Consider the following 15,975-nt stretch of genomic DNA (forward strand, 5'->3'; position numbering starts at 1 on the left):
CGGCGCCCGCCGTCCTCGGTGCGGCGCTCTGCGATCAGTCCGAGCCTTCCTCGATGAGCATCGATCCGCCCTCCACGACCTCCTTCACGAGCAGGTCCTCAGCGACCAACAGCCTTCTGCACGGCGGTTTCCACCGGGCCACGGACGCCAGGCCGCTGACTCGTGAATGGCGGCCACGGCTCGATGCTCCGACTCAACGGCCGCCGGCTCCGCGCCCTGGTCCCGGCGGCCTCGGGGGCGGGCGGATGCGGTGGAGAATGCGCGGATACGATCCCCGGATGCCTGTGCATCAGTACGTCTGCTTCGTCATCACCAGCACGCGCACCACCGCGCAGGAGATGACGGCGGCGCTGGGAATCGAACCCGATGAGACGGCCGTGCGTGCAAGCCGCTCGACCGTGCCGCCCCTGCCGGCCCACCATCGCTGGAAGATCGTGTGCCGTCGGACAGGCCTGAGGGTCGACGAGCAGGTCGCCTGCGTCCTGGACCGATTGCGGCCTCACACCGGCCGACTCGCCGCGCTCGCGGGGCAGTTGGACCGGCAGGAGGGTCCGGGTTCCGCTGTCCTGCAGGTCGTGCGCCGCTTCCACAGCGACAACCACGAGCCCGGAGCGGGCCTGCCCGAAGAGCCGGAGGGCCCGAACCTGTTCGGATGGCACCTGGACAGCGACGTACTGGAGTTCCTGACCACCACCGGAGCGGAGGTGGACATCGACGAGTACGACATGACCGGCGACCCACACAGCGACTGACCCCGGCACACCCGGCGGGCCCGCCGTCCATGACCTCGTGGTGTTCGCCCGTCTCGCCGAGGCAGCCGGCGCACATGTCACCCGCACCCCACAGGGCCTGGCATCCGGTGCCGGGAAGGAGGGCTGACCGGCACCGGATGCCAATGTCCGGCGCGGGGCGGTCACTGGTCCTTCACTACTGGACAAATCACTTCTGGCCCGGTTTGTATGGATGCCACGTCGGAATGTCGAGCGGTCGTCCGACAAGGGCCACGGCCTGGGGCGACGGCTGTCACGCGCCACACCACGGCGCACATGCGGGAGGCAGTCACATGGACATCACGACGACTGCCGGGCCTGGCCCGGGACACGCCGTAATGAAACTGGCCGGAGAGCTGGACATCTCCACCGTCGGTGACATCCGCGCGGCACTCGCCGCAGCAGTCACCGCATACCGGCAGGTGGTCATCGACCTCGGAGACCTCGCATTCTGCGACTGCTCCGGCATCGGCGCACTCGTCGCCGCGAAAAACTCCGCCGCCCGCCGCGGCACCCACCTCACCGTCCGCAACATCCCCGACCACCTCGCCCGACTCCTCCACATCACCGGCACCCCACTCGCCACACCCGGCACAAGCCTGACCATCGGCGGCGCAGCCCACCACGTCCCCCAAGGCACCGCCGCCTGAGGCCTGCCCGTACTCCCCGGTGGATCAGCGCGCGGCGTCAGATGCGGTGCATCGCAAGGCGAAGGGTCCGCCCTCGTACTGGGCGCACTCGGGCGATCCGACAACGCGGCGTGGGGGTGCCCCCTGCTCGAAGAGCTTGGGGGAGTGCCGTAGCTGTCGTCGTGCGCCCGCCGGGGACTACGGGAGAGCCCGCAGGGCCGTCCGGCGGATCAGGTCAGACGTAGGTCGATCCAGTGCACGGTGTCGCCCTCGCGCAGCAGATGGCGTTCGATCTCGCCGAAGCCGTGCTGCTCGGCGAAGCGCAGCCCATCCGGATTGGACGCCGGCACTACCGTCTCGATCACCTGAGCGTCCAGCGCGCGGGCCTGCTCCCAGGCACGCTCGTAGAGTCGTGTGCCGAGTCCTCGGCGGCGGTGCTCCAGCAGCACACGGGCGATGACCGTCGAGGTGGCGCCGTTGTCCTCAGTGGGCGGGCGCACGCGATGGGCAGTACGCCCACAACCTGATCGTCCCCGGCGACGTGCCGGCGCTCGACGACGTCCGGGCCCGTACTGGCCGCAACCATATGGAGGTCGCCTACCTCGGTGACGTCCTGATCGGCTGCACCGGAGCGGGTCATGGGCGAAGCCGGAGTCGGATGGAGGCGACGGTGACGGTGCCATGGAAGACGTAGGCGGCGCGGCGCCGCGAGTGCCGCCTCTCCCCCAACCCTGCGCCGTACCGGATTCAGCCAAAAGGCAAGTCGATGCCACAACGGCACCACGATGCGCTTGTTGTGACGCCACAATGATGTCACTATGGCGCTATGGACCTCACGCCCTATGTCGACCACCTCCGCCACGAGCTCGCGGTCGCTGTCGAGGCCGGCGGCGACGACGTCGGGGACGTGGTCGAGCGACTCACCGCCCCGCTGGAGTCGGCCACCCGACTCACCTTTCTGAACGCGCTGTCCGCCGCCATGGCCGAGGTCACCCGTGACCTGGCGCCGGGCTCGGTCGACGTACGGCTGCGGGGGCTCGATCCCGAGTTCGTGGTGACCGCGCCACCCGCTCACGAGATACGCCGGGACTCGCATCAGCACGAGCCCGGAGCGCGCACCGGGCTGCCGCTCGCCCCCGCGGACGCGGAGGACGGGGGGACGGCGCGGATCAACTTCCGTCTGCCCGCCCAGTTGAAGAACCGGACAGAGGACGCGGCGGGGCAGGAAGGCCTCTCCGTCAACGCGTGGCTGGTGCGGGCCGTCGCCCTCGCTCTGGAGGGCCAGGAGTCCGGTCGGCCCGCCGGACCCGACCGGCACCTGGGGCGGCAGGACTGCACGAGCCGGGTCCACTAGGGCCGCTTTCGATCAGGCGGGCCGCCGAGGCCGGCGCCGCCTCGGCCCCTTCCTGTCGCCACCCACCCCACCTGCGACAACACCCGCCCCCGCCAGGGGACGGGACAGCCATGCCTCTCACCGGCCCGGCCCGACCGCACTGTTCCGACCGCGGTGCACCGCACGGTGCACCGTCACCTCACGCTGCACCGGAGGACACCATGCGACACCTGCCGAACTCCCGGGAAACCGAGGCGGCACCGGCCGCCGAGCCGGTCCAACTGCCCCTGGACCGCCCGGCGGGCTGCCCCTTCGACCCACCCGGCGAACTGGCGCGGCTTCGCGAACAGGACCCGCTGCGCCCGATGCGCTACCCCGACGGACACATCGGCTGGCTGGCCACCGGCCACTCAGCGGTCCGCGCGTTAGCCGCCGACCCCCGCTTCAGCTCCCGTTACGAACTGATGCACTACCCCTTCCCCGGGGCGGGCGTCAGCGAGCTGCCGCCCGCCCCGGTCGGAGACCTGACCGGGATCGACCCGCCCGAGCACACCCGCTACCGCCGGCTGCTCGCCGGCCGGTTCACCGTCCGGCGGATGCGCGAACTCACCGCACGCGTCGAGGAGATCACCACCGACCACCTGGATGCGATGGAACGCCACGGCGGGCCGGTGGACCTGGTGCGTGCCTACGCACATCCCGTCCCGGCCCTGATGATCTGTGAACTGCTCGGCGTGCCGGACGCGGACCGTGCGGCGTTCCAGGCCCTGGCCGCCGCGGTGAGCGGCCTGGAGGTGACCGAGGAGGAGCAGTTCGCCGCCTGCACCGCGCTGCAGGACACGATGCGCGAGCTGGTGGCGGCCAAGCGGGCCCGCCCCACTGACGACCTGCTCGGGGATCTGACGACCAGCGACCTCAGTGACGCCGAACTCGCCGGCATCGGCGGCTTCCTGCTCGCCGCCGGCCTGGACACCACCGCGAACATGATCGGGCTCGGCACCTTCGCGTTGCTGAGCCACCCCGCGCAGGCCGACGCGCTGCGCGCCGACCCCGCCCTGGCCGATACGGCGGTCGAGGAACTGCTGCGCTATCTGAGCATCGCCCACACCGGCGTGCGGGCGGCGCTGGAGGACGTCGAGCCGGAGGGCCGGCTGATCAAGGCCGGTGACTCGGTCACCGTCTCGGTGCAGGCCGCCAACCGTGACCCGGCGAAGTTCGCCGACCCCGACACCCTCGACCTGCGCCGCAAAGCCACCGGCCATCTCGCCTTCGGGCACGGCATCCATCAGTGTCTGGGCCAGCAACTGGCCCGCGTGGAGCTGCGGGTGGCCCTGCCGGCCCTGTTCACTCGCTTCCCCTCACTGCGGCTCGCCGTCCCGCCGCAGGACGTGCCGCTGCGCACCGGCATGAACATCCATGGGGTGCACCGGCTGCCCGTCGCCTGGGACGGGCAGTGAGCGCGATGCGGATCGGCATCGACCGCGAACGCTGCCAGGGCGCCGGAATGTGCGTACTGAGTGCGCCGGAAGTATTCGACCAGGACCCCGGGGACGGCCGGGTCGTCCTGCTGACCGCCGGTGTTCCGGCCGGGCAGCGGCCCGCGGCGCGCCTGGCAGCCGATGTCTGCCCTGCCGGCGCCCTCACCCTCCTCGACGACAGCGATGCGGGCGATATGGATCGAGCAGGCGCTGCGGCACGGGAGCACGAGCAGGCCGGTGCGCCGACGGGGGACGGCAGCGCACCGGCCTGACGAACAGCGTACGCACTCTCGTACGATGTGCGCAATAGAGCACGCTGTTCGACATGAAAGGTGTCCGGGCATGTCTGCGGCCCGGCGGCTCACCGGCCGCCGGGCCGCAGACAGTGGGGGGTGCAGGGGTCTAGTCGACGAGTTCGCGTTCACGGCGCGGGAAGGCCACGCGCCGGACCCGCGGGGTGCGACTCAGCTTCGCCCCCTCGACGTCCACGTTCGGCAGCAGCCAGTCCAGCCAACGGGGAAGCCACCAGGCGGCCTTGCCGAGCAGAGCGAACAGGGCGGGCACGATCGCCATCCGCACGATGAAAGCGTCGAAGAGGACGGCGATCGCCAGACCGAAGCCGATCATCTTGATCAGGTCGTTCTCCTCCATGATGAAGCCGGAGAAGACGCTCGCCATGATGATCGCGGCGGCGGACACCACGCGCCCGCCGTACCGGAATCCGGTCACGACCGCCTCGTCGGGACGCGCCCCGTGGACGTACGCCTCGCGCATCCGGGTCACCAGGAAGACCTCGTAGTCCATCGCCAGGCCGAACACCACACCGATCATGAAGATCGGCATCGTGCTCATCACCGGGCCGGGCTGGTCGACACCGAAGACGTCGGCGAGCCAGCCCCACTGGAAGACGGCGACGACAGCGCCCAGTGCGGCGCTCACCGACAGCAGGAAGCCGAGCGCCGCCTTCAGCGGTACGAGGACGGAGCGAAAGACCACCATCAGCAGCAGGAACGCCAGGCCCACCACCAGGGCGAGGTAGGGCAGCAGGGCGTCGTCGAGGGTCTGGGAGAAGTCGATGAACATCGCGGTCTGGCCGGTCACCAGGATCTCGGCACCGGTTTCGGTCTCCAGGCCGCCCGCGGCGTCGCGGATCGAGCGGACCAGGTCCTCGGTGCGGCCGTCGCCCGGCCCGGTGTCGGGAATGACGTTGAGGATGGCGGTGTCGCCCGCCTCGTTGACCGTGGCCGGGGAGATCGAGGCAACCCCCTCCTCACCGGAGAGCTTCTTGCTCACGTCCTCGGCCGCGGGGGCGGCGTCCTTCGCGGTGACGGTGAGCGTGAGCGGGCCGTTGAAGCCGGCGCCGAAGGACTCCGAGAGGATGTCGTAGGCCTTGCGCTGCGTGGTGTCGGGAGCCATCGTGCCCTCGCCGGGCAGTCCGAGCTCCAGGCTCGCGGCCGGCACCGCGGCGGCGCCGAGTCCCACCACCCCGACGAGCAGCACCGCCACCGGGTGGCGCAGCACGTAACCCGCCCAGCGAGCACCGAGGTTGGGCCTGGCCTTCGCGGCCCTCTTGGCGGCCTTGCGCTGCTTGCGGGCCGAGAGCGGCTTACCGTAGTGCTGTCGGCGGTCACGGCGTCGCAGCACCTTGACCGGGGCGAAGCCGAGCAGGGCGGGCACGAGGGTGACGGCGATGAGGACGGCGACGGCGACCGTGCCGGCCGCGGCCAGTCCCATCTTGGTGAGCATCGGGATGTTCACGACGGTCAGGCCGGCGAGCGCGACGATGACCGTGAGCCCGGCGAAGACGACGGCCGAGCCGGCGGTGCCGGTGGCGCGGCCCGCGGCCTCCTGGCGCTCGTGCCCCTCGGCGATCTCGGCGCGGTAGCGGGAGACGATGAACAGTGCGTAGTCGATGCCGACCGCGAGTCCCAGCATCAGCGCCAGGGTGGAGGTCGTGCTGGACAGGCCCAGGGTGGTGCCGAGGGCGGTGATGCCGGAGATGCCGACGCCGACGCCGATCAGGGCGGTGAGCAGCGGCATGCCGGCGGCGATCATGGAGCCGAAGGTGATGAGCAGGACGACGGCGGAGACGGCGATGCCGATCTTCTCCCCGGTGCCGCTCATCGTGGCGTCCACGACGACCGCGTCACCGCCTGCTTCGACACTCAGGCCGGCGGTGCGGGCCGTGCCGGTCGCCCGGGTGAGCGCGTCGTGCGCCGCGTCGGTCAGTTCCGGGGCCGCGACCTTGTAGGTGACGACGGTGTAGGCGGTGGTGCCGTCCTTGCTGACGGCGTTCGCCGTGAACGGGTCGCTCACCCGAGCCACTTGCGGGCTCTTGGACAGGTCGGCGACAAGTGCGGTGACGCGGGCCTTGTGCTCGGGGGCGGAGATCTTCCCGCCGTCCGGTGCGCGGACGACGACCCGGGCGGATGCGCCGTCGGCGGAAGCGGCCGGGAAGGAGTCCTCCAACAGGTCGAAGGCCTTCTGGGACTCGGTGCCCGGCATCGAGAACGTGTCGGCGGGAGGCGGTGGCGCGGTGGAGGCCGCGAAGCCCGCCCCGCCGAAGACCAGCACCCACAGCAGCGCGGTCAGGCCGCGCCGCCGGAAGGCGAAGCGGCCCAGTTTGTACAGGAAGGTAGCCACGGCGAAAGGACTCCCATGGGGATCGGCGGGGACGCACGGAGACGGAACGCGGCGCGGCACACGACTCCACGGACACACGTCACGCGGCACACGAACGAAGACGGGACGCGAGCGGGACGGAAACGCGGGCAGGGGCACACGCACGAACAAACCGCGTAAGCGGTTTCAGTCAGGGTAGGGCGGGAGTGCCGGGCACTTCAAGCGCCGAGAGCCTGGCTCCAGGCGGCCTCCAGCGAGTCTCGAGCGCGCCTCCGGGATCCGTTCCTGAAGGGCGCCGGCCGGCCGCCGGCCCGGCTCCGCGGGAGGCGGAACCGGGCTGGGAGACAGGCTCGATGACGGTGCGTCACGCCCGTCGGGACAGGTGCGAGCGGCCGCGGTCAGCGGCCGGCCGTGCTGTCCGCTGCCTCCTTCTGCGTGCTCTCCTCTCCCGTACCGGCCGGCTGCGCGGTGGCCCCGGTGTCCGCGGCGGCCGCCTTGCCTCCCCTGATGAGGAACAGGGCGAGTACGGCGGCGCCGACGACGCCGGCCGCGCCGGACAGGAAGCTGGCGGACATGGCATCGGAGAAGGCATCGCGGGTCTGGTCGAGCAGGGTGGCGTTGCCGTCGCGGGCGGCGATGGCGAGCGCGTCGACGATCGAGTCCTTGGCGGGCCCCGGCGCCGAGCCCGGCATCGCGGCGGTGTAGGTGCCCGACAGGACGGCACCCAGCACCGCCACACCGAGCGCGGCACCGGCCTGCTGGATGGTGTCGTTGAGGGCGGATCCGACACCTGCGTGCTCCTCCGGCACCGCGCCCATCAGGGCGGCGATGACGGCGGGCATCGCCAGGCCGCTGCCCGCGCCCATCAGCACCATGGCGGTGATCAGCGGCCCCCAGCCGTCACCGACCGCGAGCGTGGACAGCACGCCGAACCCGGCCGCGATCAGGAGCAGTCCGGCCACCGCGACGGGGCGGTTGCCGGTCTTGGGGATCAGACCGGCTCCGACGCCGTTGAAGGCCAGGGTCGCCACCGCCAGCGGGGTGAAGGCCAGGCCGGTCTCGGTGGGCGTGTATTCGAGGACGTACTGCAGATACTGAGTGAGCACCAGCATCAGTCCGCCGTTGGCGAAGGTCAGCAGGACCAGGGAGAAGCTGGCGCCGGTGAAGATCCGGTTGCGGAACAGGCTCAGTGGCACCATCGGCGAGTCGACGCGGCTCTCCCAGATCGCGAACGCCCCGAGGCCCAGGACGGCCAGCGCGAGCGAGGCCTGCGTACTGGTGTGGCCGAGGCCGTCCTTGGGCAGTTCGTTGATCGTCCAGACCAGTGCGGCCATGCCGACCATGGAGAGCACCATGCCGACCGGGTCGGCCTTGCGCCAGGGCCCCTTGGACTCCTCCATCAGGATCAGGGCGGCGATGATGGCGAGTACCGCGATCGGGATGTTGATCAGGAAGACGGCACCCCACCAGAAGTGGGCGATCAGCACACCGCCGAGGACCGGGCCGCCGACCAGGCCGACCATGGCCACCGCGCTCCAGGCGGCGATCGCCTTCGGCCGCTCCTCGTCGTCGAAGACGGTGATGAGGATGGACAGGGTGCTCGGCATCACCAGCGCACCGCCCACACCCATCAACACCCGGGCGAGGATGAGCTGTTCGGGACTGTCGGCCCAGGTGGCCAGCACCGATGCGGCGCCGAAGGCCGCCAGACCGATGATCATGATCTTCCGGCGGCCGTATCGGTCGGACAGACTGCCGGCGGACAGCAGCAGGCCGGCGAAGACGAGCATGTAGGACTCGATGATCCACTGAATGTCCTGGGCACTCGCCGACAGGTCCTCCGCCAGGGGCGGAACCGCCACCGTGAGCACCATGTTGTCGATGACCAGCACCAGCGTGCTGAGGCAGAGCACGATCAGGATGAGCCAGCGTCGCGGATGACGTTCCATCAGGAAACCTCTCGAACAGTGTGGCCGTGCGGCCGAAGAGCCGCGCGCAGTGGGGAACTTGAGACATATAAAACCAGCGTCGCGGTTTTTTAGCTAGCCGCCAGTCCCCTTTCGGCCATCCGCCGTGGCACTCCGAACACTGTGCGAACTACCGCACAGTGGAGGGCTGTTGTGGGGCTGGAGCCCTGAGTGCGGGGTGACCCGAGCGAGCCGGAACGGCATGCAGCCGTCGCCGGGCCCGGTCCTGCGGGCCGGGCCCGGCGACGGCTACTGCGGCGGTGGCGGACGACCCGGCCGGTGGTGCGATCCGGATGCCGGCCTGCCACACGTGCGGCACACCGTGGGTGGGGTGCCGTCCTGCGGCGCCCCGGCTTGTGGCCGGGCACCTTGGTACTGCGCCGCGGATGACGGCGCGTTGTGGAGGGACGCCCGCGGCGGCGTCCGGGCCGAGCCGCCCCGGGCCGGGGCACCGTGGAGGCTCGGAAGCTGTGCAGAGGCGCCCGCAGGGGGCGGAGGTCAGGACGCCACTTCGGTCAGGGCGCCACGCCGGTGAGGGGCAGGCCGGTCTCCTCGGGCAGCCCGAGGGCGATGTTCATCGACTGCACCGCACCGCCGGCGGTGCCCTTGGTGAGGTTGTCGATGGCGCTGACCGTGGTGATCCGCTGCGCGTTCTCGTCGTAGGCGACCTGCACCTGCACGGTGTTGGAGCCGTACACGGCCGCGGTCGCCGGCCACTGCCCCTCGGGAAGCAGGTGCACGAACGGCTCGTCCGCGTACGCCTTTTCGTAGGCAGCCCGTACGGTCTCCTGCGTCACGCCCGTCTTCGCCCGCACCGAGCAGGTGGCCAGGATGCCGCGGGGCATCGGCGCCAGGGTGGGGGTGAAGGAGACGGTGACCTTCTCACCCGCCGCGGCGCTGAGGTTCTGGGACATCTCCGGGGTGTGCCGGTGGCCGCCACCGACGCCGTACGGGCTCATCGAGCCCATCACCTCGGAACCCAGCAGATGCGCCTTGGCGGCCTTGCCCGCCCCGGAGGTCCCGGACGCGGCGACGACCACCGCATCGGCCTCGGCGAGCCGGCCGACGTAGGCCGGGAACAGGGCGAGCGAGACGGCGGTGGGATAGCAGCCGGGGACCGCGACGCGCCGGGTGCCGGCCAGTCGGGCGCGGGCGCCGGGGAGTTCGGGCAAGCCGTAGGGCCAGGTCCCGGCGTGCGGTGTGCCGTAGAACGCCTCCCAGTCGGCGGCGCTGTCCAGCCGGAAGTCGGCGCCCATGTCGACGACCAGGACGCCGGGGTCCAACTGCCGGGCGATGGCGGCGGACTGGCCGTGCGGCAGGGCCAGGAACACCACGTCGTGTCCCGCCAGAACCTCTGGAGTGGTCTCCTGCAGGACACGGCCGGCCAGCGGCGACAGGTGCGGCTGCAGCGCACCCAGGTCCTGGCCGGCGTTGGCGTTGCCGGTCAGGGCACCGATCTCGACCTCGGGATGTGCCAGGAGCAGACGCAGCACCTCTCCCCCGGCGTATCCGCTTGCTCCGGCCACTGCTGCTCGTACGGTCATGACGTCTCCCCCGTTGCGTGACTGGTGTTGTGCCCGTCCGGGACGGCCACCTTGCGTGGTGCTGTGCACGGCTCTCACCGGTGGGCGAGCTGCCCGGCGCCCGGCGCCGCTGCCCCGGTCGTCTCCTGCCACCGGGCGTGGACCTGGTCCAGGGCCCGGGGCAGGCTGTTCAGGAACGCGGCGATCTCCTGGTCGGTGACGGTCAGCGGCGGGGCGAGGCGGATCACCCGTGGGGCGACGGCGTTCACCAGCAGGCCCGCGGCCTCGGCCGCCTGCTGCACCGCCACGGCGAGCGGCTCGGTGAGCACGATCGCGCGCAGCAGTCCCGCTCCGCGGACGCCGGCGACTAAGGGGTGCGCGAGGCCTTGGATGCCGCGGCGCAGTGTCTCGCCCTGTCGTGTGACGTGCGGCAGGAGGTTGTCGCCGGCGATGGTGTCCAGGACGGCGAGGGCGGCGGCGCAGGCGACCGGATTGCCGCCGAAGGTGGTGCCGTGCGAGCCGGGCCCCAGCAGGTCGGCGGCGGGCCCGAAGGCGAGGGTGGCGCCGATGGGCAGTCCGCCGCCGAGGCCCTTGGCGAGGGTGACGATGTCCGGTTCGACACCCTCATGGGCCTGGTGCTCGAACCAGTGGCCGGTGCGGCCGATGCCGGTCTGAACCTCGTCGAGAACGAGGAGCGTGCCGGTGGCCCGGGTGACGTCCCGGGCGGCGGCGAGGTAGCCGGGCGGTGGGACGACCACGCCGTTCTCGCCCTGGATCGGTTCGATGACCAGCAGGGCGGTGTCCTTGGTGACGGCCCGTCGCAGCGCGTCGGTGTCGCCGTAGGGGACGAAGGTGACGTCGGCCGGATAGGGACCGAAAGGGGTCCGCTTGGCAGGCTGGCCGGTCACCGACAGGGCGCCCAGGGTGCGGCCGTGGAAGCCGCCGACGGCGGCGACCGTGTGCGGACGGCCCGTCAGGCGCCCGATCTTGATGGCGGCTTCGTTGGCCTCGGTGCCGGAGTTGCAGAAGAAGACCCTGCCCTCCCGACCGGTCAGGGCGAGGAGTCGTTCGGCGAGCAGGACGGGCTCACGGGCGATGAACAGGTTGGAGACGTGGCCGAGGCGGCCGATCTGGTCGCGGACGGCGCCGACGACGGCCGGGTGCGCGTGTCCGAGCGCGTTAACGGCGATGCCGCCGACGAAGTCGAGGTACTTCTTCCCATCCGCGTCCCACACGGCGGTGCCCTCGCCCCGGACGAGCGCCAGGCGCGGGGTTCCGTAGTTGCCCATCAGCGATGTCTGCCAGCGCTGGATGAGCTCCGTACTGCCGGGCTCGCTCATGGGGTTCCCTCTTCCTCGTCCGGCACGACGACCGTGCCGAATCCCTCGTCGGTGAACATCTCCAGCAGCACCGCGTGCTGGATGCGGCCGTCGATGACGCGGGCGTCATCGACGCCGTTGCGGACCGCGTGCAGGCAGCCGGCCATCTTGGGCACCATGCCGCCGGCCAGGCCGGGCAGCATCTTCTCCAGCTGGCCGGCGGTCAGTTGGCCGATGACCTCACGGCTGTTGGGCCAGTCGGCATAGAGCCCTTCGACGTCGGTGAGGACCATCAGGGTCTGGGCACCCAGCGCCGCAGCGAGTGCCGCAGCCGCCGTATCAGCATTGACGTTGTAGACATGTCCGTCGTCCTGGGAGTGGGCGATCGAGGAAATGACCGGGATCCGGCCGTCGGCGAGGAGTGCCTCGATGGCGCCGGTGTCGACGCCGGTGATCTCGCCGACGCGGCCGATGTCGACCAGCTCGCCGTCGATCTCGGGCCAGTGCCGGGAGGCGGTGATGGTGTGGGCGTCCTCGCCGGTGAGACCGACGGCGAGTGGACCGTGCTGGTTGAGCAGGCCGACGAGTTCGCGCTGGACCTGGCCGGCGAGGACCATGCGCACGACGTCCATCGCCTCGGGGGTGGTCACCCGCAGGCCGGCCCGGAATTCGCTGACCAGGCCGCGCCGGTCGAGTTCGGCGCTGATCTGCGGGCCGCCTCCGTGGACGACGACGGGCTTGAGGCCGGCGTGGTGGAGGAAGACGATGTCGTGGGCGAAGGCGGCCTTGAGCTCGTCGTCGACCATGGCGTTGCCGCCGAACTTGATGACGGCGATCTGGCCGCGGTGGCGGATGAGCCAGGGCAGCATCTCCAGGACGGACTCGGCCTTGGCGAGGGCGGGGTGCTGGAAAGTCTTCATGACGAGTACGCGCTGTTCTCGTGGACGTACTCGGCGGTCAGGTCGTTCGCCCAGACGACCGCCGAGGCGGGACCGGTGGCGAGGTCGGCGGTGATGCGGACCTCCCGGTCGCGCAGGTCGACCGCCGCGCGGTCGGCGCCGATGGCGCCGTCCTTGCACAACCACACGCCGTTGAAGGCGACGTTCAGGCGGTCCGGCTCGAACGCGGCGCGGGTGGTGCCGATCGCCGCGAGCACCCGGCCCCAGTTGGGGTCCTCGCCGTGCAGGGCGCACTTGAGGAGGTTGTTGCGGGCGATGGTGCGTGCCACCTCGACGGCGTCGTCCTCGGTGGCGGCGCCGACGACCTCGATACGGATGTCCTTGGAGGCGCCCTCGGCGTCACCGATGAGCTGACGGGCGAGGTCGTCGCAGACCGTGCGGACCGCGTCGGCGAACACGCCGGCCGCGGGCACGACGGTGGAGGCGCCGGAGGCCAGCAGCAGCACGGTGTCGTTGGTGGACATACAGCCGTCGGAATCGATCCGGTCGAAGGTGAGCCGGGTCGCCTCCCGCAGCGCCGCATCCAGGGCGGGGCTGTCGAGGTCGGCGTCGGTGGTCAGCACCACGAGCATCGTGGCGAGGCCCGGCGCGAGCATGCCCGCGCCCTTCGCCATCCCGCCGACGCTCCAGCCCTCCCCCTCGAACACGGCCGTCTTGTGCACGGTGTCGGTCGTCTTGATGGCGACGGCGGCCTGTTCGCCGCCGTCGCCGGCGAGCGCGGCGGCGGCCGTCTCGATGCCGGGCAGCAGCTTGTCCATCGGCAGTCTCACACCGATGAGACCGGTGGAGGCGACCGCGATCTCGTCGGCGCGGTGACCGAGGACGCGGGCGGTGTGCGCGGCGGTGGCGTGGGTGTCGTCGAGGCCTTCGGGGCCGGTGCAGGCGTTGGCACCACCGGAGTTGAGGACGACGGCGCTCACCGCCCCGCGGCTGAGAACCTGTTTGCTCCACTGCACGGGCGCGGCCTGCACCCGGTTGGACGTGAAGACGCCCGCGGCGGCCGTGCGCGGACCGTTGTTGACCACCAGGGCCAGGTCCGGATTGCCGCTGTGTTTGATTCCGGCTGCGACGCCTGCGGCCGAGAAGCCCTGCGCTGCCGTGACGCTCATGGCGAATCTCCTATGGTGGAAAAGATGTTGGTGACATGAGGGGGGCGAGAGCGGCTCCCCCGGAAAGAGAAGGGATTGCCGATCGCGTCGGATACGCGGCGGCTGTTCCCCGAAAGGGGGAGCCGGGGGGTCCTCTCGGCGCGGTCCGCCGTACAACGGCGGGCTCATCTTTCTGCCGCCTGGATGAGCTTTCCGAATTTCGCTCATCGGCTGCCGGCGGGCCGCCTTTCGGCCGCTCTCAGCCGGAACTCGACCGTCCGTCAAGCGGCCGGAGGCACACGTCGTGCCATTCTGGTCCTTCGGTGCCGGCCGTCCTGTCCGCAGGACAGCGGGCGGGTCCGGTCCGGGGAACGGATGCCCTTCGACCTCCGGCGGACCGGTGACAAGGATGGACGGACCGACCGGCCCTGGAGGAGTCCACGGTATCTCAACCAAGGCTCCGACAGGCCGAAATACCCTTGGAATGCGGGCTGGTGAGACTGTCCATCCCGCAGCGTGCTCGGATCATGGGGCGGCTCCCACCGGGAAGCCGCTCGTGAACGGCTTGAATTGGAGTGGACGATGAGCAGCAATCTGTTCGACGACGCGGACGGCCGGTTCTTTGTTCTCGTGAACGAGGAGGAACAGCATTCCCTGTGGCCGTCGTTCATCGAGGTTCCCGCCGGCTGGCGGGTGGTGTTCGGTGAGGACGGTCACGCGCAGTGCCTGGAGTTCATCGAGCAGAACTGGACCGATCTGCGGCCCAGGAGCCTGCGGGAGGCGATGGCCGGGTAAGGGGCTGCCCGCGGCGGCCCGGCTTCGGCCACAGGACCGGCGAACGGCTCGTCAGCGCTGCTGGCGGGCCGTTCGTGTGTCTGCGGCCCCTCATCCTGCGACCGCGGCGTGCTCGGGGCGGGCCGCGGGCTCCGGGGCGGGGCGCGTGGCGAGGACGGAGTCGGCGATCTCTCCGCTGCGCACGGCGATGTTCGACAGCAGCGCGGAGGACAGTCCGTGGGTGTGCTCGGTGCCGCCCTGGATGTAGATGCCGAAGGGCAGTTCGGGGGCGAGAAGGCGGTTGTCGCGTTCGACGCGGTGGCGGCCGGCCGCATCCCGTAGGCAATAGCGGTCGAGGTCGCCCAGGAGGCGGCTGGGCTCCATGGAGTCGTAGCCGGTGGCGAAGACGATCGCGTCGACGTCGAGTTCCTGGGTGTGGCCGTCGAGCAGGGTGTCCAGCAGGACGCGTGTCTCGTCGCCGGCCCGCTTGACCTCCCTGACCCGGGTCATGTTGAGGAAGTGCAGACGCTTCGTGCCGTCGACGTCCTCGGCGTAGGAGCGCCGGTACAGGTCGCGGATGACGTCGGCGTCGACCACGGAGTAGTTGGTGTTCTTGTGGTAGCGCCAGAACGACTCCCGTGCCTGGTCGGTGCCGTAGTAGTAGTCGTCGACGGCGGCCGGGTCGAATATCTGGTTCGCGAACGGGGTGTCGTCGGCGATGGAGTATCCGTACGACGGGAAGATCGCCGACACCTGGGCGTGCGGGAGGCTGTCGTAGAGGAAGCGGGTGATCTCGGCCGCGCTCTGTCCGGCGCCGACGACCGCGACGCTGGTGAGGTCGCGGGGATTCATGCGGCGGTACTTCTCCAGGAACTCCGAGCTGTGCCAGACGCGTTCGTCGCGTTCCATGCCTTCGGGCATGCGCGGGACGAGTCCGGTGGAAATGGCGACGTTGCGGGTGAGGACCTGGCGCCTGGCGCCGGTGGTGGTGTCGCGGGCTTCGACCACGAGGTGGCCGGGCCGGCCGTCGGCTCCGTCCGGCGCGAGCCGTACCGAGGTGACGTCGTGGCCGTAGTGGACGCGGTCAGTGAAGTTGGCCGCCGCCCACTCCAGGTACTGGTGGAACTCCAGCCGGGTCGGGAAGAAGTCCATGTTGTTGACGAACCGGGCCAGCCGGCCCGACTCGTGCAGATACGACACGTAGCCGAAACGGGACACCGGGTTGCGGAAGGTGGCCAGGTCCTTGAGGAACGAGATCTGCATCGTCGCCGACGGCAGCAGCATGTTGCGGTGCCAGCCGAACGCGGGCTGCCGCTCGAAGAAGACGGCGGTGGCCGGGTGCGCCGGCACATTCTCCCGGTGTTCGTCCAGGGAGATGGCGAGCGACAGATTCGACGGGCCGAAACCGATGCCGACCACGTCGTATACCTCGTGTGCACGAGTACTCATAGAGAATTCTCCCGCTTGTGTAGCTGTGACTGGGCCCCGCCGTTCTGCGGCGGGTTGATTGTTG

14 protein-coding genes are annotated in these 15,975 nt (G+C 70.7%); 6 read left to right on the forward strand and 8 right to left on the reverse strand.

Annotated elements, in window-relative coordinates; genetic code table 11:
* Positions 1-278 precede the first annotated feature (278 nt).
* Both OHA05_RS00975 and OHA05_RS00980 read left to right on the forward strand, forming a co-directional pair.
* On the forward strand, positions 279-752 hold the full coding sequence (locus tag OHA05_RS00975; protein ID WP_328859474.1) for a DUF4279 domain-containing protein: 474 nt from the start codon (positions 279-281) through the stop codon (positions 750-752).
* A 311-nt stretch (positions 753-1,063) separates the two neighbouring features.
* A complete protein-coding gene (locus OHA05_RS00980; protein WP_328859475.1) occupies positions 1,064-1,420 on the forward strand; it encodes an STAS domain-containing protein in 357 nt (118 codons plus the stop codon).
* Positions 1,421-1,629: 209 nt separating this feature from the next.
* Here OHA05_RS00980 and OHA05_RS00985 read toward each other — a convergent pair whose 3' ends face one another.
* Positions 1,630-1,899, reverse strand: coding sequence for a GNAT family N-acetyltransferase (locus tag OHA05_RS00985; RefSeq protein WP_328859476.1), 270 nt, complete (start codon positions 1,897-1,899; stop codon positions 1,630-1,632).
* 326 nt (positions 1,900-2,225) lie between these two features.
* On the opposite strand from OHA05_RS00985, the gene OHA05_RS00990 reads away from it, so the two are divergent.
* The 3 genes from OHA05_RS00990 to OHA05_RS01000 all read left to right on the forward strand — a co-directional run bounded on the left by OHA05_RS00990 (position 2,226) and on the right by OHA05_RS01000 (position 4,482).
* Positions 2,226-2,753 carry a hypothetical protein gene (locus OHA05_RS00990; protein WP_328859477.1) on the forward strand — a complete coding sequence of 176 codons (528 nt, stop codon included), beginning with the start codon at positions 2,226-2,228 and terminating at the stop codon, positions 2,751-2,753.
* A 200-nt stretch (positions 2,754-2,953) separates the two neighbouring features.
* Entirely contained in the window at positions 2,954-4,189 is a 1,236-nt protein-coding gene (locus tag OHA05_RS00995; protein ID WP_328859478.1) for a cytochrome P450, read from the forward strand.
* Positions 4,190-4,194: 5 nt separating this feature from the next.
* Positions 4,195-4,482 carry a ferredoxin gene (locus tag OHA05_RS01000; protein ID WP_443043823.1) on the forward strand — a complete coding sequence of 96 codons (288 nt, stop codon included), beginning with the start codon at positions 4,195-4,197 and terminating at the stop codon, positions 4,480-4,482.
* A 130-nt stretch (positions 4,483-4,612) separates the two neighbouring features.
* Here the strand turns inward: OHA05_RS01000 and OHA05_RS01005 are convergent, their stop codons facing one another.
* The 6 genes from OHA05_RS01005 to argJ all read right to left on the reverse strand — a co-directional run bounded on the left by OHA05_RS01005 (position 4,613) and on the right by argJ (position 13,709).
* The gene (locus OHA05_RS01005) at positions 4,613-6,853 is read right to left on the reverse strand and encodes an MMPL family transporter (RefSeq protein ID WP_328859479.1); all 2,241 of its coding nucleotides are present in this window, start codon (positions 6,851-6,853) and stop codon (positions 4,613-4,615) included.
* A gap of 377 nt (positions 6,854-7,230) precedes the next feature.
* Positions 7,231-8,781, reverse strand: coding sequence for an MFS transporter (locus OHA05_RS01010; RefSeq protein WP_328859480.1), 1,551 nt, complete (start codon positions 8,779-8,781; stop codon positions 7,231-7,233).
* A gap of 533 nt (positions 8,782-9,314) precedes the next feature.
* Positions 9,315-10,343, reverse strand: a complete 1,029-nt coding sequence (gene argC / locus OHA05_RS01015; RefSeq protein WP_328859481.1) for an N-acetyl-gamma-glutamyl-phosphate reductase — start codon at positions 10,341-10,343, stop codon at positions 9,315-9,317.
* Positions 10,344-10,417: 74 nt separating this feature from the next.
* The gene (locus tag OHA05_RS01020; RefSeq protein WP_328859482.1) at positions 10,418-11,662 is read right to left on the reverse strand and encodes an acetylornithine transaminase; all 1,245 of its coding nucleotides are present in this window, start codon (positions 11,660-11,662) and stop codon (positions 10,418-10,420) included.
* Positions 11,659-12,561 (reverse strand): acetylglutamate kinase, encoded by a 903-nt coding sequence (gene argB, locus OHA05_RS01025; protein WP_313948367.1) that lies wholly within the window; start codon positions 12,559-12,561, stop codon positions 11,659-11,661. The genes OHA05_RS01020 and argB overlap by 4 nt, the downstream gene beginning before the upstream one ends.
* Positions 12,558-13,709 (reverse strand): bifunctional glutamate N-acetyltransferase/amino-acid acetyltransferase ArgJ, encoded by a 1,152-nt coding sequence (argJ, locus tag OHA05_RS01030; protein WP_328859483.1) that lies wholly within the window; start codon positions 13,707-13,709, stop codon positions 12,558-12,560. Before argJ ends, argB begins: the two co-directional genes overlap by 4 nt.
* 561 nt (positions 13,710-14,270) lie before the next feature.
* Between argJ and OHA05_RS01035 the strand changes: the two genes are divergently transcribed.
* Positions 14,271-14,483: an MbtH family protein gene (locus OHA05_RS01035; protein ID WP_313948365.1), complete on the forward strand. Its 213-nt coding sequence runs from the start codon at positions 14,271-14,273 to the stop codon at positions 14,481-14,483.
* A 90-nt stretch (positions 14,484-14,573) separates the two neighbouring features.
* On the opposite strand, the gene OHA05_RS01040 is transcribed toward OHA05_RS01035, so the two are convergent.
* Positions 14,574-15,911 carry a lysine N(6)-hydroxylase/L-ornithine N(5)-oxygenase family protein gene (locus OHA05_RS01040; protein WP_328859484.1) on the reverse strand — a complete coding sequence of 446 codons (1,338 nt, stop codon included), beginning with the start codon at positions 15,909-15,911 and terminating at the stop codon, positions 14,574-14,576.
* Positions 15,912-15,975: the final 64 nt, after the last annotated feature.

It is taken from the genome of Streptomyces sp. NBC_00306, assembly GCF_036169555.1.
Lineage (GTDB): Bacteria > Actinomycetota > Actinomycetes > Streptomycetales > Streptomycetaceae > Streptomyces > Streptomyces achmelvichensis.